The organism is Geobacillus sp. PLS 41 (assembly GCF_056494105.1).
This window is the reverse complement of the sequence record NZ_CM151395.1, coordinates 315,336-339,831: the sequence shown is the minus strand read 5'-3', so window position 1 is coordinate 339,831 and position 24,496 is coordinate 315,336. Positions and strand designations below refer to the sequence as shown.

Annotated in this window: 18 protein-coding genes, 11 tRNA genes and 3 rRNA genes; 30 read left to right on the top strand and 2 right to left on the bottom strand. The window is 54.0% G+C overall.

The features are described from left to right. The first annotated feature begins 3 nt into the window (after window positions 1-3). The 5 genes from ACVX3G_RS01535 (at window position 4) to cshA (ending at window position 6,145) form a co-directional block, all read left to right on the top strand. Entirely contained in the window at window positions 4-1,146 is a 1,143-nt protein-coding gene (locus tag ACVX3G_RS01535; RefSeq protein WP_063193586.1) for an MGDG synthase family glycosyltransferase, read from the top strand. A 253-nt stretch (window positions 1,147-1,399) separates the two neighbouring features. After that, complete coding sequence (locus ACVX3G_RS01530; protein WP_060788825.1) at window positions 1,400-2,503, top strand: D-alanine--D-alanine ligase; 1,104 nt, start codon at window positions 1,400-1,402, stop codon at window positions 2,501-2,503. 6 nt (window positions 2,504-2,509) lie between these two features. Beyond that, window positions 2,510-3,886 carry a UDP-N-acetylmuramoyl-tripeptide--D-alanyl-D-alanine ligase gene (locus tag ACVX3G_RS01525; RefSeq protein WP_060788826.1) on the top strand — a complete coding sequence of 459 codons (1,377 nt, stop codon included), beginning with the start codon at window positions 2,510-2,512 and terminating at the stop codon, window positions 3,884-3,886. Between the two features lie 72 nt (window positions 3,887-3,958). Next, window positions 3,959-4,681, top strand: a complete 723-nt coding sequence (locus ACVX3G_RS01520) for an alpha/beta hydrolase (protein ID WP_021322022.1) — start codon at window positions 3,959-3,961, stop codon at window positions 4,679-4,681. Between the two features lie 60 nt (window positions 4,682-4,741). Continuing rightward, window positions 4,742-6,145, top strand: coding sequence for a degradosome RNA helicase CshA (cshA, locus tag ACVX3G_RS01515; RefSeq protein WP_014194681.1), 1,404 nt, complete (start codon window positions 4,742-4,744; stop codon window positions 6,143-6,145). Window positions 6,146-6,156: 11 nt separating this feature from the next. On the opposite strand, the gene ACVX3G_RS01510 is transcribed toward cshA, so the two are convergent. Then, window positions 6,157-6,774, bottom strand: a complete 618-nt coding sequence (locus ACVX3G_RS01510) for a rhomboid family intramembrane serine protease (protein ID WP_020278944.1) — start codon at window positions 6,772-6,774, stop codon at window positions 6,157-6,159. 113 nt (window positions 6,775-6,887) lie between these two features. Between ACVX3G_RS01510 and acpS the strand changes: the two genes are divergently transcribed. From acpS to ACVX3G_RS01480, 6 genes are all read left to right on the top strand, one after another. Further along, window positions 6,888-7,250 carry a holo-ACP synthase gene (gene acpS, locus ACVX3G_RS01505; protein ID WP_015373790.1) on the top strand — a complete coding sequence of 121 codons (363 nt, stop codon included), beginning with the start codon at window positions 6,888-6,890 and terminating at the stop codon, window positions 7,248-7,250. Between the two features lie 105 nt (window positions 7,251-7,355). Next, window positions 7,356-8,369, top strand: a complete 1,014-nt coding sequence (locus ACVX3G_RS01500; protein ID WP_020278945.1) for a LolA family protein — start codon at window positions 7,356-7,358, stop codon at window positions 8,367-8,369. Between the two features lie 248 nt (window positions 8,370-8,617). Further along, on the top strand, window positions 8,618-9,772 hold the full coding sequence (alr, locus tag ACVX3G_RS01495; protein ID WP_020278946.1) for an alanine racemase: 1,155 nt from the start codon (window positions 8,618-8,620) through the stop codon (window positions 9,770-9,772). A gap of 126 nt (window positions 9,773-9,898) precedes the next feature. Then, window positions 9,899-10,180, top strand: coding sequence for a CopG family ribbon-helix-helix protein (locus tag ACVX3G_RS01490; protein WP_011229742.1), 282 nt, complete (start codon window positions 9,899-9,901; stop codon window positions 10,178-10,180). A 4-nt stretch (window positions 10,181-10,184) separates the two neighbouring features. Beyond that, complete coding sequence (ndoA, locus tag ACVX3G_RS01485) at window positions 10,185-10,535, top strand: type II toxin-antitoxin system endoribonuclease NdoA (protein ID WP_003253417.1); 351 nt, start codon at window positions 10,185-10,187, stop codon at window positions 10,533-10,535. Between the two features lie 265 nt (window positions 10,536-10,800). After that, window positions 10,801-12,966: a Tex family protein gene (locus ACVX3G_RS01480; RefSeq protein ID WP_042382235.1), complete on the top strand. Its 2,166-nt coding sequence runs from the start codon at window positions 10,801-10,803 to the stop codon at window positions 12,964-12,966. Window positions 12,967-12,984: 18 nt separating this feature from the next. Here the strand turns inward: ACVX3G_RS01480 and cmpA are convergent, their stop codons facing one another. Continuing rightward, on the bottom strand, window positions 12,985-13,098 hold the full coding sequence (cmpA, locus tag ACVX3G_RS01475) for a cortex morphogenetic protein CmpA (RefSeq protein ID WP_013144046.1): 114 nt from the start codon (window positions 13,096-13,098) through the stop codon (window positions 12,985-12,987). Window positions 13,099-13,187: 89 nt separating this feature from the next. On the opposite strand from cmpA, the gene ACVX3G_RS01470 reads away from it, so the two are divergent. The 19 genes from ACVX3G_RS01470 to tsaD all read left to right on the top strand — a co-directional run bounded on the left by ACVX3G_RS01470 (window position 13,188) and on the right by tsaD (window position 24,448). After that, entirely contained in the window at window positions 13,188-13,637 is a 450-nt protein-coding gene (locus ACVX3G_RS01470; RefSeq protein ID WP_013144047.1) for a SprT family protein, read from the top strand. Window positions 13,638-14,265: 628 nt separating this feature from the next. Then, window positions 14,266-14,340: transfer RNA gene (locus ACVX3G_RS01465), tRNA-Asn, on the top strand. Between the two features lie 7 nt (window positions 14,341-14,347). Further along, window positions 14,348-14,440 (top strand) — tRNA-Ser (locus tag ACVX3G_RS01460). 19 nt (window positions 14,441-14,459) lie between these two features. Continuing rightward, window positions 14,460-14,531, top strand: a tRNA-Glu gene (locus ACVX3G_RS01455). Between the two features lie 32 nt (window positions 14,532-14,563). After that, window positions 14,564-14,639: transfer RNA gene (locus ACVX3G_RS01450), tRNA-Asp, on the top strand. Window positions 14,640-14,653: 14 nt separating this feature from the next. Next, window positions 14,654-14,728, top strand: a tRNA-Gln gene (locus tag ACVX3G_RS01445). Between the two features lie 292 nt (window positions 14,729-15,020). Further along, window positions 15,021-15,096: transfer RNA gene (locus ACVX3G_RS01440), tRNA-Lys, on the top strand. A 5-nt stretch (window positions 15,097-15,101) separates the two neighbouring features. After that, window positions 15,102-15,183 (top strand) — tRNA-Leu (locus ACVX3G_RS01435). Between the two features lie 15 nt (window positions 15,184-15,198). After that, window positions 15,199-15,281, top strand: a tRNA-Leu gene (locus tag ACVX3G_RS01430). Between the two features lie 76 nt (window positions 15,282-15,357). Continuing rightward, window positions 15,358-15,434 (top strand) — tRNA-Arg (locus tag ACVX3G_RS01425). A gap of 4 nt (window positions 15,435-15,438) precedes the next feature. Further along, window positions 15,439-15,512 (top strand) — tRNA-Pro (locus ACVX3G_RS01420). A gap of 169 nt (window positions 15,513-15,681) precedes the next feature. Beyond that, window positions 15,682-15,755 (top strand) — tRNA-Gly (locus ACVX3G_RS01415). A 239-nt stretch (window positions 15,756-15,994) separates the two neighbouring features. Continuing rightward, window positions 15,995-17,553, top strand: a 16S ribosomal RNA gene (locus ACVX3G_RS01410). 597 nt (window positions 17,554-18,150) lie between these two features. Continuing rightward, window positions 18,151-21,081 (top strand): 23S ribosomal RNA (locus tag ACVX3G_RS01405). A gap of 400 nt (window positions 21,082-21,481) precedes the next feature. Next, a 5S ribosomal RNA gene (gene rrf / locus ACVX3G_RS01400) occupies window positions 21,482-21,598 on the top strand. Together the 16S, 23S and 5S rRNA genes with 11 tRNA genes alongside form the textbook arrangement of a ribosomal RNA operon. A gap of 232 nt (window positions 21,599-21,830) precedes the next feature. Next, window positions 21,831-22,289: a tRNA (adenosine(37)-N6)-threonylcarbamoyltransferase complex ATPase subunit type 1 TsaE gene (gene tsaE / locus ACVX3G_RS01395; protein ID WP_015373794.1), complete on the top strand. Its 459-nt coding sequence runs from the start codon at window positions 21,831-21,833 to the stop codon at window positions 22,287-22,289. Next, the gene (tsaB, locus tag ACVX3G_RS01390; protein WP_011229746.1) at window positions 22,286-23,026 is read left to right on the top strand and encodes a tRNA (adenosine(37)-N6)-threonylcarbamoyltransferase complex dimerization subunit type 1 TsaB; all 741 of its coding nucleotides are present in this window, start codon (window positions 22,286-22,288) and stop codon (window positions 23,024-23,026) included. The genes tsaE and tsaB overlap by 4 nt, the downstream gene beginning before the upstream one ends. Beyond that, window positions 22,986-23,438, top strand: coding sequence for a ribosomal protein S18-alanine N-acetyltransferase (gene rimI, locus ACVX3G_RS01385; protein WP_011229747.1), 453 nt, complete (start codon window positions 22,986-22,988; stop codon window positions 23,436-23,438). The genes tsaB and rimI overlap by 41 nt, the downstream gene beginning before the upstream one ends. Further along, the gene (gene tsaD / locus ACVX3G_RS01380; RefSeq protein WP_013144049.1) at window positions 23,435-24,448 is read left to right on the top strand and encodes a tRNA (adenosine(37)-N6)-threonylcarbamoyltransferase complex transferase subunit TsaD; all 1,014 of its coding nucleotides are present in this window, start codon (window positions 23,435-23,437) and stop codon (window positions 24,446-24,448) included. Before rimI ends, tsaD begins: the two co-directional genes overlap by 4 nt. Window positions 24,449-24,496 lie beyond the last annotated feature (48 nt).

The following is a 24,496-nucleotide window of genomic DNA, read 5'->3' as shown; positions in this document are numbered from 1 at the left end:
TCGATGATGAAAGTATTGTTTTTGCCGCTGTTTCAAATGAATACGGGACACCATAAAGTAGCCGATACGTTGATGGATTTTTTGCGCCGCCAGTTTCCGGCGGTCGAAAGCAAAAAGATCGATTTTTTGAGCTATTGCAATGAACTGATGGAAAAAATGGTGTCAGAGGCCTACTTGCGCTGGATTCGCTCGCATCCTGCTTCGTACCACCGTGTGTACAAAACGCTGATGTACCAAGAGCCGCCCCGGTTTGAGTTCATTTCGTTTGAGCCATGGCTGCCTTATTTTGAAAGCAAAATGAAAAAGATGGTGGAAGAAGAACAGCCGGATTTAATCGTCTGCACCCATTCGTTTCCGTCGCGCATTTTGCAGCGGCTGAAGCGAAAACGGGTGCTGACGGTTCCAGTTGTCAATGTCTACACCGACTTTTTTATGAACAGCATCTGGGGGAAACGGTTTATTGACTATCATTTTGTTCCCCATCAAGAGGCGAAATGGGAGCTGATCACGAAGTACGGGGTTGACAAAGGACGCATCATCGTCACTGGCATCCCAGTGCACGATGTGTTTATGAATCGGTCGGAAGCGAGACGCAAGCGGGACCTCGCTCATGTGCTTGTCGCCGGTGGAAACCAAGGGCTTGGCAATATGCTGGCGTTTTTGCGGGCGGCCCGCACGTCAACGTTGTTCCGCTATTCGGTGCTGTGCGGCGCCAATCGCCAGCTGTACGAGGAAATCGCCAGCTGGCAGCTGCCTCATATCCGGCCGCTTCCATACATCGCTGACCCGGAAGAGATGAATCGGCTGTATGAAGAGGCGGATGCCGTCATTACGAAACCAGGCGGGGTGACGGTCAGCGAGTTGCTTCATAAGCGCATTCCGATTTTTACGATTGATTGCTTGCCTGGCCAGGAGCGCATCAATTTGCAATATTTACAGCAAAATGGTCTCATTTATCATTTGGTCGGGCCAGAAAGCGGCGAGCAGCACATGCTTCGCTTGTTGATGGATGATGTGGAGAAAAACCGGTTTTTCCGCCGTGTGTCCGATTATTTTGCTGGCGTGGAAAAAACGGGGCAAGAAGCGCTCGCCGAAGTGGTAGCGGCCATGCCGCAACGCATGGCTTGGCGCGCGTTGCATCCGTAGCGACAGAAGGTGTCCCAAAACGGTCGGGGCACCTTTTCTTATTCCTGTATATACGTGTAAAACAAATGCTGGAAAACGATATGTTGTGCTTTGCTGAAAGAAGAACCACTTTTTTAGACACCCTCACTTTTTTGTTCCTTATCGCTTATGGGGGGTGGCGAAACAACCTGCATCGTACATATAAAATATCAGACCGTTGGGCGCGAAACGTGTTACAATAGGAACGATGGCCAAGGAAAGAGGAGGAACGATGATGAAAACGAGAGTTGGCGTGTTATACGGCGGCAAATCACCGGAGCACCAAGTATCGTTGTCGACGGCGATGGCGGTGATGAACGCCATTGATCCTCATAAATTCGATGTCATTCCGATTTATATTACACCGGAAGGTCAATGGATCAAGGGCAAACAACTGACCGGACCGATCGAGGAAATCAAGCAGCTGCAATTCACTTCGGCGGCGACCGCCTTGATTCCGGTTTCCTTGAACCAAGTTCCGGCTGCCGATTCGGCTGCGGGAGGAAACGAGGAAACGATCGATGTCATTTTCCCGCTTTTGCATGGGCCGAACGGTGAAGACGGAACGGTGCAAGGGCTGCTTGAGATATTGAACATTCCGTATGTCGGCAACGGGGTGCTTGCTTCCGCGGTCGGCATGGATAAGGTGATGATGAAAAACTTGTTTGCGCAGGCCGGGTTGCGCCAAGCAAAATATATCGCCGTGACGAAGTACGATTGGCAAAAAAGCGGCGAGACGGTGTATGACCGGATCGAACGAGAGCTTGGCTACCCGTGCTTTGTCAAGCCAGCCAACGCCGGTTCGAGCGTCGGCATTTCCAAATGCAAGCAGCGCGGCGATTTAAAAGCCGCATTTATCGAGGCATTTCAGTATGACCGAAAAATTATTATTGAAGAGGCGATTGTCGGCCGCGAAATTGAAATCGGCGTGATCGGAAATGATGAGCCGATTTGTTCGGTCGTTGGCGAAATTGTCCCCAAAAAGGAATTTTACGACTATGAGGCGAAATACGAAGACGGGCAAACCGAATTGATCATCCCAGCGGACGTAACGAAAGAACAGTATGAGACGATCAAACAAATGGCCATTACGGCGTTTCAGGCGCTGGATTTGTCTGGACTTGCGCGCGTCGATTTTTTCCTCGCCGAAGATGGCGCTGTTTATATCAACGAAGTGAACACGATGCCAGGCTTTACGCCATACAGCATGTTCCCGCTTCTTTGGCAGCACAGCGGTGTGCCGTACCCGGAGCTGATTGAACGGCTTATCGCGCTCGCATTGGAACGACATCAAGAAAAGCAGACGATTACGTACACGTTCAAAAAAGAAAAGAGGTGAGAGCCGATGATCAAACGGACAGTGCGGCAAATCGCCGAAATGGCTGACGGACAGTGTTTAAAGCCGGAATGGGAGAATATGGTCGTAAGCGGTGTGTCAACCGACACAAGGACGATCCAAGCCGGCAGCTTGTACGTTCCGTTGCGCGGTGCGACCTTTAACGGCCACGATTTCGTGCAAGAAGCGGCGCAAAAAGGAGCCGCCGCCGTACTGTGGGCGGAAAGGGAAGGAACGCCGCCGGAAGGTGTGCCAGTGGTCGTTGTGGATGATACGCTTTTGGCATTGCAGCGGCTCGCCGCCCGCTACCGCGAGCAGCTTGGAATGAAGGTGATCGGCGTCACTGGCAGCAACGGCAAAACGACGACGAAAGATATGATTGCCGCGCTGCTTTCAACCCACTATCGAGTGCAAAAGACCGAAGGGAACTTGAACAATCACATCGGCGTGCCGCTGACGCTTCTTTCGCTTGACGAAGGGACGGAGATGGCCGTTGTCGAAATGGGGATGAGCGGGTTTGGCGAAATCGAGCGGCTGACGATGATCGCTAAGCCGGACGCGGCTGTGATTACGAATATTGGGGAGTCGCACCTGCAAGAGCTCGGGTCGCGGGAAGGCATCGCCAAGGCGAAGTTGGAAATTTTGGCGGGTTTGCACCATGATGGTTTATTCGTCTACCATGGCGATGAGCCGCTCTTGACGGAGCGCGTGCCGAAGCTGCCGCTTCCCCGCCATGTCGTGACGTTCGGGGCGGGCGAACAGAACGATTATTATCCGACCGATGTGCGCATTGAAGCGGGAGGAACATCGTTTGTCATCAATGCGCTCCCCGGCCGGACGCTGTTTATGCCGGTATTAGGCAAACATCATGTATACAACGCGCTCGCCGCCATTGCGGTCGCCCGCTTTTTCGGCATCGATTGGGAAGGTATTGATGCGTCTCTCTCCCGCCTGCAAGTGACGCGCATGCGTACGGAAGTCGTCAAGACGAAATATGGCTTTACCGTCATTAATGACGCCTACAATGCCAGCCCGACATCGATGCGCGCCGCCTTGATGCTTCTTCAAGAATTGAGCGGTTATCGGCAAAAAATCGCCGTATTGGGCGATATGTTGGAGCTTGGTGACGAAGAAGTGGCGTTTCATCGAGAGATCGGGGAGGTGCTGCGGCCGGGAATGGTGGACTATGTGTTCACTTACGGGCCGCTTTCGCACCATATCGCCGCGGCGGCCGCCCCATTTTTTGATGATGGACGGGTGAGGGAGTTTGACGATAAAGCAGCGTTGGCCGAGGCTGTGCGTTCCGTCGCGACTTCGGATGACATTGTTTTATTGAAAGCATCGCGCGGCATGAAATTGGAAGAGTTGCTTCGATATTGGGTGTAACATCAAGCAACCCGAGAGAAACTAAAAGCGGCGTCACAGGCGCCGCTTCTCATTCGGGCGGGGGTGGAAATGATGATCGGCTGTTTATGTATTCACGGGTTTACGGGAAGTCCAGAAGAAGTGGCGCCGCTGGCCGATTATTTGCGGGAGCGGACCGATTGGATGATCGAAACGCCGACCTTGCCGGGCCACGGAAGCGAACTGCGGTTGAAAGGAATTACATACGACCAATGGATCGCGGCGGCGGAACAAGCGTTTTTAGCGCTCCATCACCGTTGCAGTGTGGTGTATGTCATTGGGTTTTCAATGGGTGGAGTGATCGCCGTCTACTTGGCGGAAAAATACCCGGTCGCCAAACTCGTGCTGCTAAGCGCTGCGTTTTACTATGTCAACCCGCGCCAATTATGGCGCGACATCCGCGAGATGTTTGCCAATGGATGGAAAGGAGCGCGGGAGCACCCACTGTTTCTCCGCTATCGAAACAAAATGATGGCGACGCCGTTTTCAGCTGTCAGGGAGTTTCGCAAACTCGTTCGCGATGTGCGTCCCCGACTTCCGCGCGTCGCGGCACCCGCGCTCATTGTGCAAGGAGAAAAAGATGGGATCGTGCCGTTAAAAAGCGCCTGCTATTTATATGAACGCATGGGGTCTTCAGAAAAAAAGCTGTTGCTTTTGCCCAATTCGTTCCATCATGTTTGTCATAGCATCGATCGGCACGTTCTGTTTGCTGAGGTGGAAACATTTTTGCGCGCTGCCCATGCCCATCATTGCAAATCACCGCATAACATGGTATGATAACTGTCAAACCTTTCTCTCGGATAAAGGGACGATTTTTTATAAGGAGTTTGGATAACATTGACGACATTTCAAGAATTAGGATTAAGCCAAGAAGTGATGAAAGCGATCGAGCGGATGGGGTTTGAAGAGACGACTCCGATTCAAGCGAAGACGATTCCGCTCAGTCTGCAAAATAAAGACGTAATCGGTCAAGCGCAAACCGGAACGGGGAAAACGGCGGCGTTTGGCATTCCGATCGTTGAGAAAGTGAATGTGAAAAACAGCGCTGTTCAAGCGCTCGTTGTCGCGCCGACGCGTGAGCTCGCCATCCAAGTATCAGAAGAGCTGTACAAAATCGGCGCCGTCAAGCGCGTGCGCGTCTTGCCGATTTACGGCGGTCAAGATATCGACCGGCAAATCCGCGCTTTGAAAAAACATCCGCACGTGATCGTCGGGACGCCGGGCCGTATTATCGACCATATCAACCGCGGGACGCTCCGCCTTGAGCATGTGCATACGGTCGTTCTCGATGAGGCGGATGAAATGCTCAATATGGGCTTTATCGAAGATATTGAGGCGATTTTAAGCCATGTGCCGGCCGAGCGGCAGACGTTGCTGTTCTCGGCGACGATGCCGGATCCGATTCGCCGCATTGCCGAGCGCTTCATGAACGAGCCGGAACTTGTCAAAGTGAAGGCAAAGGAAATGACCGTGCCGAACATTCAACAGTACTACTTAGAAGTGCACGAGAAAAAGAAATTTGACATTTTGACGCGGCTTCTTGATATTCAGGCGCCGGAGCTCGCGATCGTGTTCGGCCGCACGAAGCGTCGTGTCGATGAGCTGGCAGAGGCGCTCAACTTGCGAGGCTATGCAGCGGAAGGCATTCATGGCGATTTAAGCCAAGCGAAACGGCTGTCGGTGCTGCGCAAGTTTAAGGAAGGTGCGATTGAAATTTTAGTGGCGACGGATGTTGCGGCGCGCGGCTTGGATATTTCCGGCGTAACGCACGTGTACAACTTTGATATTCCGCAAGACCCGGAAAGCTATGTCCACCGGATTGGGCGCACCGGGCGCGCCGGCAAGACAGGGGTGGCGATGACGTTTGTCACTCCAAGGGAGATCGGCCAGCTTCACCATATTGAGCGGACGACGAAGCGGAAAATGGAGCGGATGAAGCCGCCGACACTTGATGAGGCGCTCGAAGGCCAACAGCGTATCGCGATCGAAAAGCTTCTCAACGTCGTGGAGACCGAAAACCTGTCATTTTACAAACGGGCAGCGGAAGAATTGCTTGAAGAGCACGATTCGGTAACGATTGTCGCTGCCTGCTTGAAAATGTTGACGCGCGAGCCGGATACGACGCCGGTGCAATTGACGGAAGAGCCGCCTTTAGCGGTCAAGCGGGAGAAAAAACGGGGCGGCCGCCCGGACGGCTCAGCCCGCAGCCGGACGAAGAAACGGCGGATTACGGCGCATTAAGCGCCGTTTTTTCATAGCCGAGGCATGTAAAACGACGGCCGCTTGGGGCGGATGGACAAAAAGGGGGCAAGCAGGCCGCCGACGGCGAAGCCAAATAGATGGGCCAATAAATTCCCATGTGGTGTCATGATGCCAAGCAGCAAATGAACCGCCATGACCGAAAGCAGCAGCTGGGCGTGGCGGGGGGCGACTAAGTCGCGGCGGAATAGGGCGAGGTAGCTGTACATGCCAAACAAGGCGAAAATGGCGCCCGACGCCCCGACATGGGTGTACAGCGGCGGCAGAAGGAATAAAGTGGCGACATTGGCGCCGATTCCGCCTCCGATATACAGAAACAAAAACTTTCTTTTCCCAAGTGCGCGCTCCAGCCAGGGGCCAAACAGCCATAAGGACAAACTGTTGGCGGCCATATGGTGGAAATCGCGATGCAGCACGATTGGGCTGACAAGCCGCCAGCACTCTCCATGGCGGATCGCGCCGTTCGTCCCGACGGCGTATTGCCAAATGGGTTCAAGCGCTGTCAAGGGAAGAGAAAACAACAGCCATGCGGCGATATGGACCAATAATAAGGCGGCAACGACGGGATAAAGGCGGACAAATGAGCGGACATCGCTTGCATGTTGAAACACGGGTTGGTCTCCCTTCTTCGCGGAAATGGGGCGTTTTTTATAAGCCATCTTATGCGGGTCTCTCATAAAAAATTTGTCCGACCATCAGGGCGGATAGGATAGGTGAGGAAGCAGTGATCGTCGGCATTGGCATTGATATTGTAGAGTTGGAACGGATCCGCTCCCTTCTTGAGCGGAGCCGCAAATTTCCAGAGCGAATTTTGACGCCGCGTGAAAAAGCGCAGTTTGGCGAGTTGCCGCCCGCAAGACAGGCAGAGTTTCTCGCCGGGCGATTTGCGGCTAAAGAAGCGTACGCCAAAGCGCTCGGAACGGGGATCGGGCGGCATCTATCGTTTCAAGACATCGAGATCGTTTCCGATGAGCACGGAAAGCCGAGCATTGCTGCCCGCCGCGATGGCGAGACGGTTCATCTGTCCATTTCCCATAGCCGCGATTACGCCGTCGCCCAAGTCGTCATTGAGCGTCTTGACCGATGACGCCGGCTGATGCTTGCCATGGCTAGTCTGCATATTCCCGAAAGTTGTCTCATATATTGTAGTGCATGGGTAGAAATCGATATATGAGGCAAAGGGGTTGAAGCGATGGGCAGAAACGTGCTGATGGCGTTGGTCGGCATCATTTTTCTGTTTGCTTTGGCTGGCTGCGGGTCGAAATCGCAGGAAGAGGTGCTGAAGGCGCTTGATGAAAAGGTCGATGAGATGACGGGTTATCAGGCTGAGGCGAAAATGACGTTCCGCACCGGGGAAAAGCCGCAAGTGTATCATGTCGAAGTGTGGCACAAGCAGCCGTCCTACTACCGCGTCAGCTTGAAAAACGCCGACAAAGGACAAAGCCAAATGATTTTGCGCAATGACGAAGGGGTGTTCGTCTTCACGCCGGCGCTCAACAAAACCTTCAAGTTTGTGAGCGATTGGCCGAAAAACAGCAGCCAAGCGTATTTGTACGAATCGCTCGTCAAAGACATTTTGAGCGATTCGAAGGCGAAGTTTAAGGCGACGGACGATTACTATGTGTTTGAGACGAAAACGAACTACCCGAACAGCCAAGTCGTTCCAACCCAAGAGATTACACTGCGCAAAAAAGATTTGGCGCCCGTCTCGGTCAAAGTGATGGATACGGACCGGAAAGCGCTGTTGACGGTCGAATTTTCCAACGTCGAGTTTAACAAAAAGTTTGATGATGACGCGTTTGATACAAAGAAAAACATGACTGGCGCCCGTCTTGAGGTGCCAACGATGGCCGAAGGAAAAGAGCAAGTGATGGCCGTCATGTACCCGAGTCAGCTTCCGAAAGGGGTTCAAGCGCTTGAGGAAAAAGAAGTGAAAGGTGAAAACGGCACGCGCGTCATTATGACATTCGGCGGCAAAAAATCGTTTACGCTCGTGCAAGAAAAAGCGGATGTGCTTCCGGCGACAAGCATGCCAGTTCTTGTCAACGGCGACCCGGTTGATTTAGGATTCACCATTGGCGCCCTCACCGACCGAACGTTGACATGGTGGTACAACGGGGCGGAGTTTACGCTCGCCTCGGACGATTTGACGCCGGAAGAAATGGTGATGGTCGCCAGCTCCGTGCAAGAAAAAGCGGCAAAATGACAGTGCGGATTTGCAAACAGGCGGCTCTCCGCGTTGAAGCGGAGAAGCTGCTTTTTGTTTTTGTGCAGAAGCAGTGAAGGCAGGCCAGTGGACGAATCGTTGCGATCTCCAATGTTTTCCGCCGTTTTTCTCATTTTTCCGCCGCTCATCCTATTCCTTCTTCCCTAGGAACATGGTAAACTAAAAAAGGAATCCAATCGATTCAAGCGCTTTCAAACTGGCTATGACTAGAAAGGCAGCGAGAGAGGATGGACGAGTTTCACCGCGATACGTGGGTGGAAATTGATTTGGACGCCATTTACGACAACGTCGCGAATTTGCGCCGCTTTTTGCCGGAGGGTACGCAAATTATGGCCGTTGTCAAGGCGAACGCCTACGGGCACGGCGATGCCCAAGTGGCGGCAACGGCGCTCGAAGCGGGCGCTTCCCGCTTGGCCGTCGCCTTTTTGGACGAGGCGCTTGCCTTACGAAAAAAAGGCATCGATGCCCCGATTTTAGTGCTTGGGGCGTCTCGTCCCGAGGATGTGGCGTTGGCCGCCGAACACCGCATCGCCTTAACCGTGTTTCGCTCTGATTGGCTCGAGAAGGCGTCATCGCTGTATAACGGTTCGACCCCGATTCATTTCCATTTAAAGATGGACACGGGAATGGGACGGCTTGGGGTGAAAGACGAAGAGGAGACAAAGCGAATAGCGGCCTTGATCGATCGCCATCCGCCCTTTGTGCTTGAAGGGGTGTATACGCATTTTGCGACCGCTGATGAAGTGAATACGGATTACTTTTCTTATCAATACGCCCGCTTTTTGCATATGCTTGACTGGCTGCCGTCGCGGCCGTCGCTCGTTCATTGCGCCAACAGCGCGGCGGCCCTTCGTTTTTCCGATCGAGCGTTCAACATGGTTCGCTTTGGCATTTCGATGTACGGGCTCGCCCCATCGCCGGACATCAAGCCGCTCCTCCCATACGAATTGAAAGAGGCGTTTTCGCTCCATAGCCGCCTTGTACACGTCAAAAAACTGCAACCAGGCGAAAAGGTGAGCTACGGTGCGACGTACACCGCGCAGACGGAAGAGTGGATCGGCACGATTCCAATCGGTTATGCGGACGGCTGGCTGCGAAGGTTGCAGCACTTTCATGTGCTTGTTGGCGGGCGGCGGGCGCCGATCGTCGGCCGTATCTGCATGGATCAATGCATGATCCGCCTGCCGGAGCCGCTGCCTGTCGGGACGAAGGTGACATTAATTGGCCGCCAAGGGGACGAAGTCATTTCCATCGATGATGTCGCCCGCCATTTGGACACAATCAATTATGAAGTGCCGTGCACGATCGGCTACCGGGTGCCCCGTATTTTTTTCCGAAATAAGCGTATAATGGAAGTGAGAAACGCCGTTGGTCGCGGATGAAGCGATGCATAATCTGCTTCGGAAGACAAAGGATAGAAAATGGAGAAATGACTTTGCAGCGCCGTTGTTTAATGGTATCATGAAGTGGAAGCAATCAATGGCTGCAGTTCGTGGAGGTGTATATTTGTGTCGGAATCTGGCGCAACAGCGGAAATCGTCGTTCGTTTGCCGCAGTCGCTGCTGACAGAACTGGACGTGCTCGTAAAGCAGGAAAACGGCAACCGCAATGAACTCATTTATCAAGCGACGAAAATGTACATTCGCGAGCGGAAGAAACGGCAAATTCGCGAGGCGATGAGACGAGGCTACATGGAAATGGCGAAAATCAATTTATCTATCGCTTCTGAAGCGTTTCATGCTGAATACGAGGCCGACCACACCGTTGAACGCTTAGTTAGCGGGGGGTAATGCTTTGATTGTCAAACGTGGCGACGTGTATTTTGCGGACCTTTCCCCGGTTGTTGGCTCGGAGCAGGGCGGCGTGCGCCCCGTGTTGGTGATCCAAAACGATATCGGCAATCGTTTTAGCCCGACGGTGATTGTCGCGGCGATTACGGCGCAAATCCAAAAAGCGAAGCTGCCGACGCATGTCGAGATTGACGCGAAACGCTACGGGTTTGAACGCGATTCGGTCATTTTGCTTGAGCAAATTCGCACGATCGACAAGCAACGGCTGACCGATAAAATCACTCATTTGGACGATGAAATGATGGATAAAGTCGATGAGGCGCTGCAAATTAGCTTAGGACTGATCGACTTTTGATAGAGCGAAAAACCTTTGCTTTTGGCATAACAGCGAACAGGAGAAACGGCGTTTTCGGTTGCCAACGGGCGGCCGAGCGGATGGGGAAAGCGGCGTTGACGTGCGGCATCGGTCTTGATTATCGAGTGTTCACGTTGGTGAGACGGGCAGATCGGTCTTCCCGGAACGGTCTGTCCTTCCATTTTCATCTATGTATACTGTTTCACAAAGCAGCTGCGTACAGGTAGCGCTTTTTTATTTTCCATGTCATTAAGGAGGGAATCGCTTGGCTAACGAACAGCGGCTCATTGAAGTCATTGCCGTCGAGCAGCAGCTGGCAGCGAAGCAAGTCGAAAACGTCATTGCGCTCCATCGAGAAGGAAACACGATCCCGTTTATCGCCCGCTACCGGAAAGAAATGACTGGGGCGCTCGATGAAGTGCAAATTCGTGAAGTACTGGAGAGATGGGAGTATTTGCAGCATTTAGAACAACGGAAAGAGGAAGTGCTCCGCCTCATTGACGAGCAAGGGAAGTTGACGGAAGAGTTAAAGCGCGACATTCTTGAGGCCACGAAGTTGCAACAAGTCGAAGATTTATACCGCCCGTATCGGCAAAAGCGGCGCACGAAAGCAACCATCGCAAAAGAGAGAGGGCTTGAACCTCTTGCCGAATGGCTCCTTTCGTGTCCACCGGCCCCAACTCCGGAACAACAGGCCGAAATGTTCGTCAACGAAGATAAAGGAGTCGCAACCGTTGAAGAGGCGCTTCAAGGTGCGAAAGACATCATCGCCGAGAAAGTGGCAGATGACGCTGCTCTTCGTCAATGGGTGCGCGACGAGACGCGGCGGAAAGGAACGATTGCTTCGGTTGCCAAAGCGCCGGAAAAGGACGAAAAGAGTGTGTACGAAATGTACTACGACTACGAGGAGCCCCTGGCTAAAATCGTTCCGCACCGCGTGTTGGCGTTAAACCGTGGTGAAAAGGAAGAGGTGCTGCGCGTCTCGATCAAGGCGCCTGTTGAGGACATCATTCGCTATTTGCGGCGAAAAACAGTCGCTGATGAATCGTCCCCGGCCGCTCCCATCGTGGCAGAAGCGATCGAGGACGGATACAAGCGGCTGATGGAGCCTGCCATTGAACGCGACATCCGCAACGAGTTGACGGAGAAAGCGGAGGAGCGGGCCATCCATATTTTCGCTGAAAACTTGCGCAAACTGCTTCTCCAGCCGCCGCTCAAAGGAAAAACGGTGCTCGGCATCGACCCAGCCTATCGGACTGGGTGCAAGCTCGCCGTTGTCGACGAAACGGGGAAACTGCTTCGCATTGATGTGATCTATCCGCATCCGCCGCAAGAGCGAAAAGAAGAGGCGCGCGCGAAACTTCTTCGCCTGCTTGATGACGATCACGTTGATATGATTGCGATTGGCAACGGAACAGCATCTCGGGAAACCGAACAGTTTGTCGCCGACACGCTGAAGCATGTGCAACGCGATATTTTTTATTTGATTGTCAATGAAGCAGGAGCGAGCGTCTACTCTGCTTCCGACCTTGCACGCGCTGAGTTTCCCGACCTGCAAGTCGAAGAGCGGAGCGCCGTCTCGATCGCCCGCCGCGTCCAAGACCCGCTCGCCGAGCTTGTCAAAATCGATCCAAAATCGGTCGGCGTCGGCCAATACCAGCACGATGTGTCGCAAAAAAAGCTTGCCGAGTCGCTTCGTTTCGTCGTCGAGACGGTCGTCAATCAAGTCGGTGTCAACGTCAACACCGCCTCCGTCTCCCTGCTTCAGTACGTGTCCGGGCTCACGAAAACCGTTGCAGAAAACATCGTCAAGCGTCGCGAAGAGCAAGGGAAATTCCGCAACCGTGAAGAGCTGAAAACGATTCCTCGGCTCGGAGCGAAAACGTACGAGCAGTGCATCGGTTTTTTGCGCATCGTTGATGGCGACGAACCGCTTGACCGCACGCCGATTCACCCTGAGCGGTACGCGGAAGTGAAGCAACTGTTGCGTAAGTTAGGATTTACGACCGCCGCCATTGGCAGTGATGAACTGCGCCAGGCGCTGCAAGCCATTGATATCGAAGCGACAGCAGCTGAACTCGGCATCGGGGAACTGACGCTCCGCGACATCATCGATGCCTTGCGCCGCCCAGAGCGCGACCCGCGCGACGAGCTGCCCAAGCCGCTATTACGCAAAGATGTGTTGAAGATGGAAGATTTGAAGCCAGGCATGGAGCTGGAAGGAACCGTGCGCAACGTCGTTGACTTCGGCGCCTTTGTCGACATTGGGGTCAAACAGGACGGGCTCGTGCACATTTCCAAACTAAGCAAACAATACGTGCGCCATCCGCTCGATGTCGTTTCGGTCGGCGACGTCGTCAAAGTATGGGTCGAGCATGTCGATGTGGCGAAGGGAAGAATATCGCTGTCGATGGTGCCGCCGAAAGAGTGAAATGGAGAAAGCACTGCCTTAGGAGCAGTGTTTTCTCCGATAAAAAAACCAGCATTGGTTCAACAGTTTAATTTGCTCACGGTTTTTCTCATAGTAGGCTCGTCTCATCTGATTTTTCAGCCATGTAGGCAAAATCAGTCACCTCCCTGACAGTGGAAAGGTAATATATGTGTATGTAATGGTGAATTGTCCTGTGCCAAAAGATGAAGGAGAGACCCGCCATGGACCAAAAGCAGCTGCAAGCCCTTGTCGAACAAATTTCCATTCGCGTGTTCGGCAAGCCGTTCCGCCATACCGCTTTCTTCAACCCTCGTTTGCGCACCACCGGCGGGCGCTACATGTTGCAAACGCACAACATTGAGCTCAATAAAAAACATTACGAGCAGTTCGGCGAGGAAGAATTGATCGCCATCATCAAACACGAGCTTTGCCATTACCACTTGCACCTTGAGGGAAAAGGCTACCGCCACCGCGACCGCGACTTCCGCGAACTGCTGCAAAAAGTGGGGGCGCCTCGCTATTGTCGTCCGCTTGCTCGAAATACAAAAGCGCCGAAAACGATCTACACATACATTTGCACGTCATGCGGCCTCACCTACCGCCGCAAAAGACGGATCAACATAGACCGTTATGTTTGCGGCCGCTGCCGAAGCAAGCTCAAACGATCCTAGACTCCCATGACAGAAAAATTTGGTTGCCATCGGAAGGATGAAAATATCTCTATGTCGAATATTACAGTTTTACACATTTTGAAGCTCAGGTATTTTCAGAGTAGATGCAATTTGAAACTTTAACATTTGTAGCTTTTACATAGCCCGATCGACTGTCGGGCGACTGAACAACGCCGCTTTCAGACCCATGCATGGGTCTGTGAAGCGGGTGGTTGTTCGGTCTTCCGTCACGCCTTGGTGTTCGTCAGTCGAGAAAATAGACAAGCTACCTTTTCGTCAAGAATTGTTAAACTATAATGTCCAGTCAACGCCCATAATCAAACAAAACATTTTGCGAAAAAAGGTTGACAATCAGGATGATCGTGTGCTAAATTATAAAAGCCGTCGCTAAACGGCGGAAAACAGCAGAGGAAGTTGCGGGAAAACGTATTGACAAACGACAAGTTGCTCAATATAATAAACAATGTCGATTGTCAAACATCATTCCGCAATAGCTCAGCGACGAGCCTCACATCTTCGAATTGGCTGCGAGTTGCCTCGACGCATCTCGCTTCCTTGAATTAGCTGGCAGAGGAAGAGGCAACGAGCACATCGTAAAGATATGCATGACATATAATTTTTTCATCATTCCGCAATAGCTCAGCGGTAGAGCAACCGGCTGTTAACCGGTAGGTCGTAGGTTCGAATCCTACTTGCGGAGCCATTTCTTTGGAGAAGTACCCAAGTGGCTGAAGGGGACGGTTTGCTAAACCGTTAGGTCGTGGCTTTACGGCGCGCGGGTTCAAATCCCGCCTTCTCCGCCACTCCAATACGTATATGCGTGGCCCGTTGGTCAAGTGGTTAAGACACCGCCCTTTCACGGCGGTAACACGGGTTCGAATCCCGTACGGGTCACTGAATAGCGCGGGGTGATCCCCGCGATTTGTGGTCCCGTAGTGTAGTGGTTAACATGCCTGCCTGTCACGCAGGAGATCGCGGGTTCGAGTCCCGTCGGGACCGCCATTGCACTAAATCGCTGGGCCATAGCCAAGCGGTAAGGCAACGGACTTTGACTCCGTGATGCGCTGGTTCGAATCCAGCTGGCCCAGCCATTTTTATGTGTTAAATACATGAGCCATTCGCTCAGTAACGAGCGCTGCATCTTCGAGTTTGCTTCGAGTTGCCTCGACGCGCCTAGCTTCTTTGAATAGGCTGGCAGAGGAAGAGGCAGGTAAGCTAGGTAGTACCTGGAGTGTATACCCAACCATGAGCCATTAGCTCAGTAGGTAGAGCAACGAGCGATGCATCATCGAGTTTGCTTCGAGTTGTCCCGACGCATCCTGCATCTTTGAATATGCTAGTAGAGGAAGGGACATCGTTCACTGTGAGTGTATACCTAACCATGAGCCATTAGCTCAGTAGGTAGAGCATCTGACTTTTAATCAGAGGGTCGGAGGTTCGAGTCCTCCATGGCTCACCATATTAGCGGGTGTGGCGGAATTGGCAGACGCACCAGACTTAGGATCTGGCGCCTCACGGCGTGGGGGTTCAAGTCCCTCCACCCGCACTGATTAGTCAATATGCGGTCGTGGCGGAATGGCAGACGCGCTAGGTTGAGGGCCTAGTGGGGGCGACCCCGTGGAGGTTCAAGTCCTCTCGACCGCATTTTTTAGATAAACTATTGACAGCAACACAGTGAGTTGCTAAAATGTAATCCGTCTCTTTGGTGCAATAATCTATTGCGCTCGTAGCTCAATTGGATAGAGCATCTGACTACGGATCAGAAGGTTAGGGGTTCGAATCCTCTCGAGCGCGCCATCATCGGGAAGTAGCTCAGCTTGGTAGAGCACATGGTTTGGGACCATGGGGTCGCAGGTTCAAATCCTGTCTTCCCGATTTTGTTAAACTAAATATTATGCGGGTGTAGTTTAGTGGTAAAACCTCAGCCACGAGCCTTCACTTCGCCGAATACGCTTCGAGTTGCCCCGACGCATCCAGCTTCTTTGAATCAGCTGGCAGAGGAAGGGGCATGAAAAATTGTGATGGGTGTTTCATCAAAAAATATGCGGGTGTAGTTTAGTGGTAAAACCTCAGCCTTCCAAGCTGATGTCGTGGGTTCGATTCCCATCACCCGCTCCATGAAGAGTCCATAGGATTATTTTGTTCCTTGAAAACTGAACGAAACGAAGCGCAACGAAAAGCGGAGGTCCGCGGGTCGCCGCGACGGGCAAATGTTCTTCACCCGTAGGGGTGCTTGCACCCCTAGGGGGAAGGTTATTTGACCCCGAGCGGCGGCGGACCGAAGCTAGACAATTCGAAAAGCGGAGGCCGCTTAGCGCCTTTGGTGCTGCGGCTGAAGCAAAAAGCCAATCAACTTTCTTTTGGAGAGTTTGATCCTGGCTCAGGACGAACGCTGGCGGCGTGCCTAATACATGCAAGTCGAGCGGACCAAATCGGAGCTTGCTCTGGTTTGGTCAGCGGCGGACGGGTGAGTAACACGTGGGCAACCTGCCCGCAAGACCGGGATAACTCCGGGAAACCGGAGCTAATACCGGATAACACCGAAGACCGCATGGTCTTTGGTTGAAAGGCGGCCTTTTGGCTGTCACTTGCGGATGGGCCCGCGGCGCATTAGCTAGTTGGTGAGGTAACGGCTCACCAAGGCGACGATGCGTAGCCGGCCTGAGAGGGTGACCGGCCACACTGGGACTGAGACACGGCCCAGACTCCTACGGGAGGCAGCAGTAGGGAATCTTCCGCAATGGGCGAAAGCCTGACGGAGCGACGCCGCGTGAGCGAAGAAGGCCTTCGGGTCGTAAAGCTCTGTTGTGAGGGACGAAGGGGCGCCGTTCGAAGAGGGCGGCGCGGTGACGGTACCTCACGAGAAAGCCCCGGCTAACTACGTGCCAGCAGCCGCGGTAATACGTAGGGGGCGAGCGTTGTCCGGAATTATTGGGCGTAAAGCGCGCGCAGGCGGTCCCTTAAGTCTGATGTGAAAGCCCACGGCTCAACCGTGGAGGGTCATTGGAAACTGGGGGACTTGAGGGCAGGAGAGGAGAGCGGAATTCCACGTGTAGCGGTGAAATGCGTAGAGATGTGGAGGAACACCAGTGGCGAAGGCGGCTCTCTGGCCTGCAACTGACGCTGAGGCGCGAAAGCGTGGGGAGCAAACAGGATTAGATACCCTGGTAGTCCACGCCGTAAACGATGAGTGCTAAGTGTTAGAGGGGTCACACCCTTTAGTGCTGCAGCTAACGCGATAAGCACTCCGCCTGGGGAGTACGGCCGCAAGGCTGAAACTCAAAGGAATTGACGGGGGCCCGCACAAGCGGTGGAGCATGTGGTTTAATTCGAAGCAACGCGAAGAACCTTACCAGGTCTTGACATCCCCTGACAACCCAAGAGATTGGGCGTTCCCCCTTCGGGGGGACAGGGTGACAGGTGGTGCATGGTTGTCGTCAGCTCGTGTCGTGAGATGTTGGGTTAAGTCCCGCAACGAGCGCAACCCTCGCCTCTAGTTGCCAGCATTCAGTTGGGCACTCTAGAGGGACTGCCGGCGACAAGTCGGAGGAAGGTGGGGATGACGTCAAATCATCATGCCCCTTATGACCTGGGCTACACACGTGCTACAATGGGCGGTACAAAGGGCTGCGAACCCGCGAGGGGGAGCGAATCCCAAAAAGCCGCTCTCAGTTCGGATTGCAGGCTGCAACTCGCCTGCATGAAGCCGGAATCGCTAGTAATCGCGGATCAGCATGCCGCGGTGAATACGTTCCCGGGCCTTGTACACACCGCCCGTCACACCACGAGAGCTTGCAACACCCGAAGTCGGTGAGGCAACCCGCAAGGGAGCCAGCCGCCGAAGGTGGGGCAAGTGATTGGGGTGAAGTCGTAACAAGGTAGCCGTACCGGAAGGTGCGGCTGGATCACCTCCTTTCTAAGGAGAAAAGCGGAGGTCGCCCGCCTATCGGCGAGGTGCGCTGGAGGGCCTGCGAGCGGGCTTAGCCCGCCGCAGCAGGACCGAAGCGTCGCGAGCCGATGGCGGCCGGAGCTAGACAATCCGAAAAGCGGAGGCCGCAATGGCCAACTGTCGATACACAGCGCTTTCGTTTCGTTCGGTTTTGAGGGAATGAGAAATTCCTTCAAAAGCGCCTGTGCCTGCGTCTGCTAGCAGGTTCAGGGAAGCAAGATTCCTCGGCACAAAGCCGCAAGGAAGTTTGTTCAAAGAAGTCGCTTTGCGTCTACAAGCGGATTCGGAGAAGCCGAATTCCTCGACGCAAACCAGCGAAGAAGCGAATTCAAAGGAGCTACTTTGCGCCTTCGTCTTCCAGCAGGTTCAAGGAAGATGGATTCCTCGGCGCAAAGCTGCAAAGAAGCGAATTCAAAGGAGCTACTTTGCATCTGCGTCTTCTAGCAGATTCGAGGAAGTGGGATTCCTCGATGCAAGACTGCAGAGAAGCAAATTCAAGAAGCAGTCTCGTTCCTTGAAAACTAGATAACCGATTAACATAAGGAAGAAGCCGAGAGCGCTGTAGGTTAAGCTAGAAAGGGCGCACGGTGGATGCCTTGGCACTAGGAGCCGATGAAGGACGGGGCAAACGCCGAAACGCTTCGGGGAGCTGTAAGCAAGCGTTGATCCGGAGATGTCCGAATGGGGGAACCCACTGTCCGTAATGGGGCAGTATCCATGCCTGAATCCATAGGGCATGGAGGGCACACCCGGGGAACTGAAACATCTTAGTACCCGGAGGAGAAGAAAGCAACCGCGATTCCCTAAGTAGCGGCGAGCGAAACGGGAACAGCCCAAACCAAGAGGCATGTCCTCTTGGGGTTGTAGGACCGCTCACGATGGGAGTGAGAAAGGAACGGGGTAGACGAACCGGTCTGGAACGGCCGGCCAGAGAAGGTGAGAGCCCTGTAGTCGAAACTTCGTTCCCTCCCGAGCGGATCCTGAGTACGGCGGGACACGAGGAATCCCGTCGGAAGCAGGGAGGACCATCTCCCAAGGCTAAATACTCCCTAGTGACCGATAGTGCACCAGTACCGTGAGGGAAAGGTGAAAAGCACCCCGGGAGGGGAGTGAAAGAGAACCTGAAACCGTGTGCCTACAAGTAGTCAGAGCCCGTTGATGGGTGATGGCGTGCCTTTTGTAGAATGAACCGGCGAGTGACGATGGCGTGCGAGGTTAAGCCGAAGAGGCGGAGCCGCAGCGAAAGCGAGTCTGAACAGGGCGTGTGAGTACGTCGTCGTCGACCCGAAACCAGGTGATCTACCCATGTCCAGGGTGAAGGCCGGGTAACACCGGCTGGAGGCCCGAACCCACGCACGTTGAAAAGTGCGGGGATGAGGTGTGGGTAGGGGTGAAATGCCAATCGAACTTGGAGATAGCTGGTTCTCCCCGAAATAGCTTTAGGGCTAGCCTCGGGTTTAGGAGTCTTGGAGGTAGAGCACTGATTGGGCTAGGGGCCCAAACCGGGTTACCGAACCCAGTCAAACTCCGAATGCCAATGACTTATGCCCGGGAGTCAGACTGCGAGTGATAAGATCCGTGGTCGAGAGGGGAACAGCCCAGACCGCCAGCTAAGGCCCCGAAGTGCACGTTCAGTGGAAAAGGATGTGGAGTTGCAAAGACAACCAGGATGTTGGCTTAGAAGCAGCCACCATTTAAAGAGTGCGTAATAGCTCACTGGTCGAGTGACTCTGCGCCGAAAATGTACCGGGGCTAAACGTGCCGCCGAAGCTGCGGGATGACCGTTGGTCATCGGTAGGGGAGCGTTCTAAGGGCAGAGAAGCCAGACCGGAAGGACTGGTGGAGCGCTTAGAAGTGAGAATGCCGGTATGAGTAGCGAAAACAGAGGTGAGAATCCTCTGCGCCGAAAGCCTAAGGGTTCCTGAGGAAGGTTCGTCCGCTCAGGGTTAGTCGGGACCTAAGCCGAGGCCGAAAGGCGTAGGTGATGGACAACAGGTTGAGATTCCTGTACCACCTTCTTCCCGTTTGAGCGATGGGGGGGACGCAGGAGGATAGGGCGAGCAGGCGGCTGGAAGAGCCTGTCCAAGCCGCAAGGCTGATCCGCAGGCAAATCCGCGGATCATAAGGCCAAGCGGTGACGGCGACGGAGTGATCCGGAAGTCCCCGATTTCACACTGCCAAGAAAAGCCTCTAGCGAGGGAAGAGGTGCCCGTACCGCAAACCGACACAGGTAGGCGAGGAGAGAATCCTAAGGCGCGCGGGAGAACTCTCGTTAAGGAACTCGGCAAAATGACCCCGTAACTTCGGGAGAAGGGGTGCTCTTTGGGGTGAAGAGCCCTGAAGAGCCGCAGTGAAAAGGCCCAAGCGACTGTTTATCAAAAACACAGGTCTCTGCGAAGCCGAAAGGCGACGTATAGGGGCTGACACCTGCCCGGTGCTGGAAGGTTAAGGGGAGCGCTTAGCGGAAGCGAAGGTGCGAACCGAAGCCCCAGTAAACGGCGGCCGTAACTATAACGGTCCTAAGGTAGCGAAATTCCTTGTCGGGTAAGTTCCGACCCGCACGAAAGGTGTAACGACTTGGGCGCTGTCTCAACGAGAGACCCGGTGAAATTATACTACCTGTGAAGATGCAGGTTACCCGCGACAGGACGGAAAGACCCCGTGGAGCTTTACTGCAGCCTGATATGGAATTTTGGTATCGCTTGTACAGGATAGGTGGGAGCCTGGGAAGCCGGAGCGCCAGCTTCGGTGGAGGCGGCGGTGGGATACCACCCTGGCGGTATTGAAATTCTAACCCGCACCCCTTAACGGGGTGGGAGACAGTGTCAGGTGGGCAGTTTGACTGGGGCGGTCGCCTCCCAAAAGGTAACGGAGGCGCCCAAAGGTTCCCTCAGAATGGTTGGAAATCATTCGGAGAGTGCAAAGGCACAAGGGAGCTTGACTGCGAGACGGACAGGTCGAGCAGGGACGAAAGTCGGGCTTAGTGATCCGGTGGTTCCGCATGGAAGGGCCATCGCTCAACGGATAAAAGCTACCCCGGGGATAACAGGCTGATCTCCCCCAAGAGTCCACATCGACGGGGAGGTTTGGCACCTCGATGTCGGCTCATCGCATCCTGGGGCTGTAGTCGGTCCCAAGGGTTGGGCTGTTCGCCCATTAAAGCGGTACGCGAGCTGGGTTCAGAACGTCGTGAGACAGTTCGGTCCCTATCCGTCGCGGGCGGAGGAAATTTGAGAGGAGCTGTCCTTAGTACGAGAGGACCGGGATGGACGCACCGCTGGTGTACCAGTTGTCCCGCCAGGGGCACCGCTGGGTAGCTATGTGCGGACGGGATAAGCGCTGAAAGCATCTAAGCGTGAAGCCCCCCTCAAGATGAGATTTCCCACCGCGTCAGGCGGGTAAGATCCCTCGAAGATGACGAGGTCGATAGGTCCGAGGTGGAAGCGTGGCGACACGTGGAGCTGACGGATACTAATCGATCGAGGGCTTAACCTAGAAAAGTGGAAGCGCCGCGATTAGCTCTCGAAGCCAAATGTTCTTCACCCGCAGGGGTGCTTGCACCCCGAGGGGGGGAAGGTTATTTGGCAGAAGAGAGCTAGGCGCTGGAACTGGACAGCAAGAAAAGTGGAGGCCGCCCGCTTATCGGCGAGGTGCGCTGGAGGGCCTGCGAGGAGGCTGTCGCCGCCGCAGCAGGACCGAAGCGTCGCGAGCCGATGGCGGCCGGAACTAGACAGCGAAAAGCGCAGGCGAGCGGCGGCGAGCCGGAGCTGGACAATGCGAAAAGCGCAGGCGAGCGGCTTCTTCCGACGGTTATCTAGTTTTGAAGGAATGAATTTCCTTCTTGACATTGTTTGTTTTTCAAGTATAATAAATGATGTCAAAATCCAACCGCTTGCCTAGTGGCTATGGCGGAGGGGAAACACCCGTTCCCATCCCGAACACGGAAGTTAAGCCCTCCAGCGCCGATGGTAGTTGGGGCCAGCGCCCCTGCAAGAGTAGGTCGCTGCTAGGCAGCTTCATTCACCAGGGAGTTTCGACACGCCTCATTCCCTTTTTCTTTTTAGGGGCGATTGCGCAACAGGGCGATCTGTCAGCGAGCCAAAAGGCTGCGCGGGATCGTCCTTTTTGTTTTTCCTTTTCTCCTATGCCTATTTTTCGTTTTGGAAGTGGCGGCAAGATGTTCGGATATGATACAATTTCAAAAGCAAGAGTGAAGATGATAAAAGGGGATAAGGTAGAACAAAATGAAAAAAATTGAAATTTTGGTGCATTCTCCGGAAGAAACGAAGTCGGTGGCCCGCCGGCTGGCGGAACATCTTGAGCCGGGAATGGTCATCGCATTAGAAGGTGATCTCGGGGCGGGAAAGACGACGTTTACGAAAGGTCTTGCTGAAGGGCTGGGCATTACGCAAACGGTCAATAGCCCGACGTTTACCATTATTAAGCAATATGATGGTCGGCTTCCGCTTTATCATATGGATGTATACCGACTTGAAGATGAATGGGAAGATCTTGGATTTGACGAATATTTTGCTGGCGATGGCGTCACGGTTGTTGAATGGGCGCATTTGATCGCCGGCCAGTTGCCTGAGGAACGGCTGACCGTTTTCTTGTTTCATCGTGGCGGCGATGAGCGGTTGCTTCACTTTGAGCCGTCGGGGGAGCGTTATGAACAGTTGTGCAAGGAGATTTTTCCGTCATGAAAGTATTGGGAATTGATACATCGAATATGCCGCTTGGCATTGCGTTGGTAGATGGTGATGTCGTGAAAGGGGAATTCATCACCAATGTGAAAAAAGACCATTCATCCCGGGCGATGCCAGCCATTGAGTTGTTGCTTCGACGATGTGACGTTGCTCCAAAAGATCTCGATTTAATCGTTGTAGCGAAAGGGCCGGGGTCGTATACCGGGGTGCGGATCGGCGTGACGATTGCGAAAACGCTTGCCTGGTCGCTCGGTATTCCGATCGCCGGAGTGTCGAGCCTTGAGGTGCTCGCCGCCAATGGCCGTTATTTTCCTGGGGTGATCGTTCCGCTGTTTGACGCACGGCGCGGACAAATTTACACCGGGCTTTATCGCTACGAAGGCGGTGCGCTCCGCTGTCTTGAGGAGGACCGGATTGTGGCGGCGGATGAGTGGGCGCGTCGGTTGAGCGAGCGGGAAGAGGATGTATTGTTCATTGGTGCGGATGCACCGCTATATCGTGATTTGTTTCGAAGTCATTTAGGCGAACGGGTTCACGTGGCCCCGCCGTCTTTGGCGTTGCCGCGTCCGAGCGAGTTGGTGATGCTAGGCAAACAAAAAGAGCGCGAGAACGCCCATGTGTTTGTGCCGAACTACCTCCGCCTTGCCGAGGCGGAGGCGAAATGGCTCGCGAAACAAAAAGGGGAACAGAACGATGGGGATCAATGTTCAATTTCGGCCAATGACCATTCATGACATTGATGAAGTCGTGCAAGTCGAGCGGGCATCGTTTACTTCGCCTTGGAGCCGTGAATCGTTTTACAACGAGCTCATGTACAACCGCTACGCCAAATATATCGTCATGGTGTACAACGGGCGGATCATCGGGTATGGTGGGATGTGGCTTGTCATCGATGAGGCGCATGTGACGAATGTAGCCGTGTTGCCGCAGTTTCGTGGGCAAAAGCTTGGTGAAGCGCTCATGCGGCGCTTGATGGACATGGCCAGGCAGCACGGGGCGGCGACGATGACGCTTGAGGTGCGCGTGTCCAATCATGTTGCCCAGTCGCTGTACCGAAAGCTAGGGTTTCGCAACGGAGGCATTCGCAAACGGTATTATCCGGATAACTTTGAAGACGCGTTAGTCATGTGGGTGAAGCTGAGATGAATGAGGACGTATATGTATTAGGCATTGAAACGAGCTGCGATGAAACGGCGGCAGCAGTCGTGAAAAACGGAAGAGAGGTTTTATCGAATGTAGTGGCGTCGCAAATGGAAAGCCATCGGCGGTTTGGCGGCGTCGTGCCGGAAATTGCTTCCCGCCATCATGTGGAGCAAATTACGCTCGTTATTGAAGAAGCGATGCAGCAGGCCGGCGTATCGTTTGCGGGCCTTGATGCGGTGGCGGTGACGGCCGGACCGGGGCTTGTCGGAGCGCTTCTTGTCGGGGTCAACGCGGCGAAAGCGTTAGCGTTTGCCCATGGATTGCCGCTTATTGGGGTGCATCATATCGCCGGTCATATTTACGCCAATCAATTAGTGGCTGAAATGAAGTTTCCGCTGTTGGCGCTCGTCGTTTCCGGTGGTCATACGGAACTCGTGTTCATGAAGGAGCATGGGAATTTTGCGGTGATCGGTGAAACGCGCGATGACGCTGCCGGTGAGGCGTATGACAAGGTGGCGCGGGCTTTAGGCCTTCCGTACCCAGGAGGACCGCACATCGACCGGCTGGCTCATGAGGGAGAGCCAGTGATTGATTTGCCGCGAGCGTGGCTTGAGGAAGGTTCGTATGATTTCAGCTTCAGCGGCTTAAAATCGGCGGTTCTCAATGCGCTCCACAACGCGAAGCAGCGCGGCGAGGAGATCGATCCGAGACAGATGGCCGCGAGCTTTCAGGCCAGCGTCGTCGATGTGCTGGTGACGAAAACGGTGCAGGCCGCCAAAGAATACCGCGTACGGCAAGTGCTGCTCGCCGGGGGGGTGGCGGCCAACCGCGGGCTGCGGGCTGCACTGCAGGATAAAATGAAAGAGCTCCCCGATGTGGAGCTTGTCATCCCGCCGTTATCGCTATGCACCGATAATGCTGCGATGATTGCCGTTGCGGGAACAGTGTTATATCAACAAGGAAAGCGGGCTGATTTGGCGCTCAACGCCAATCCAAGCTTGCCGCTTGTCTAGGCAGTTGGCTGAAACGCGAAAGACACCGAAGGGCGATCCGTTTGCGGC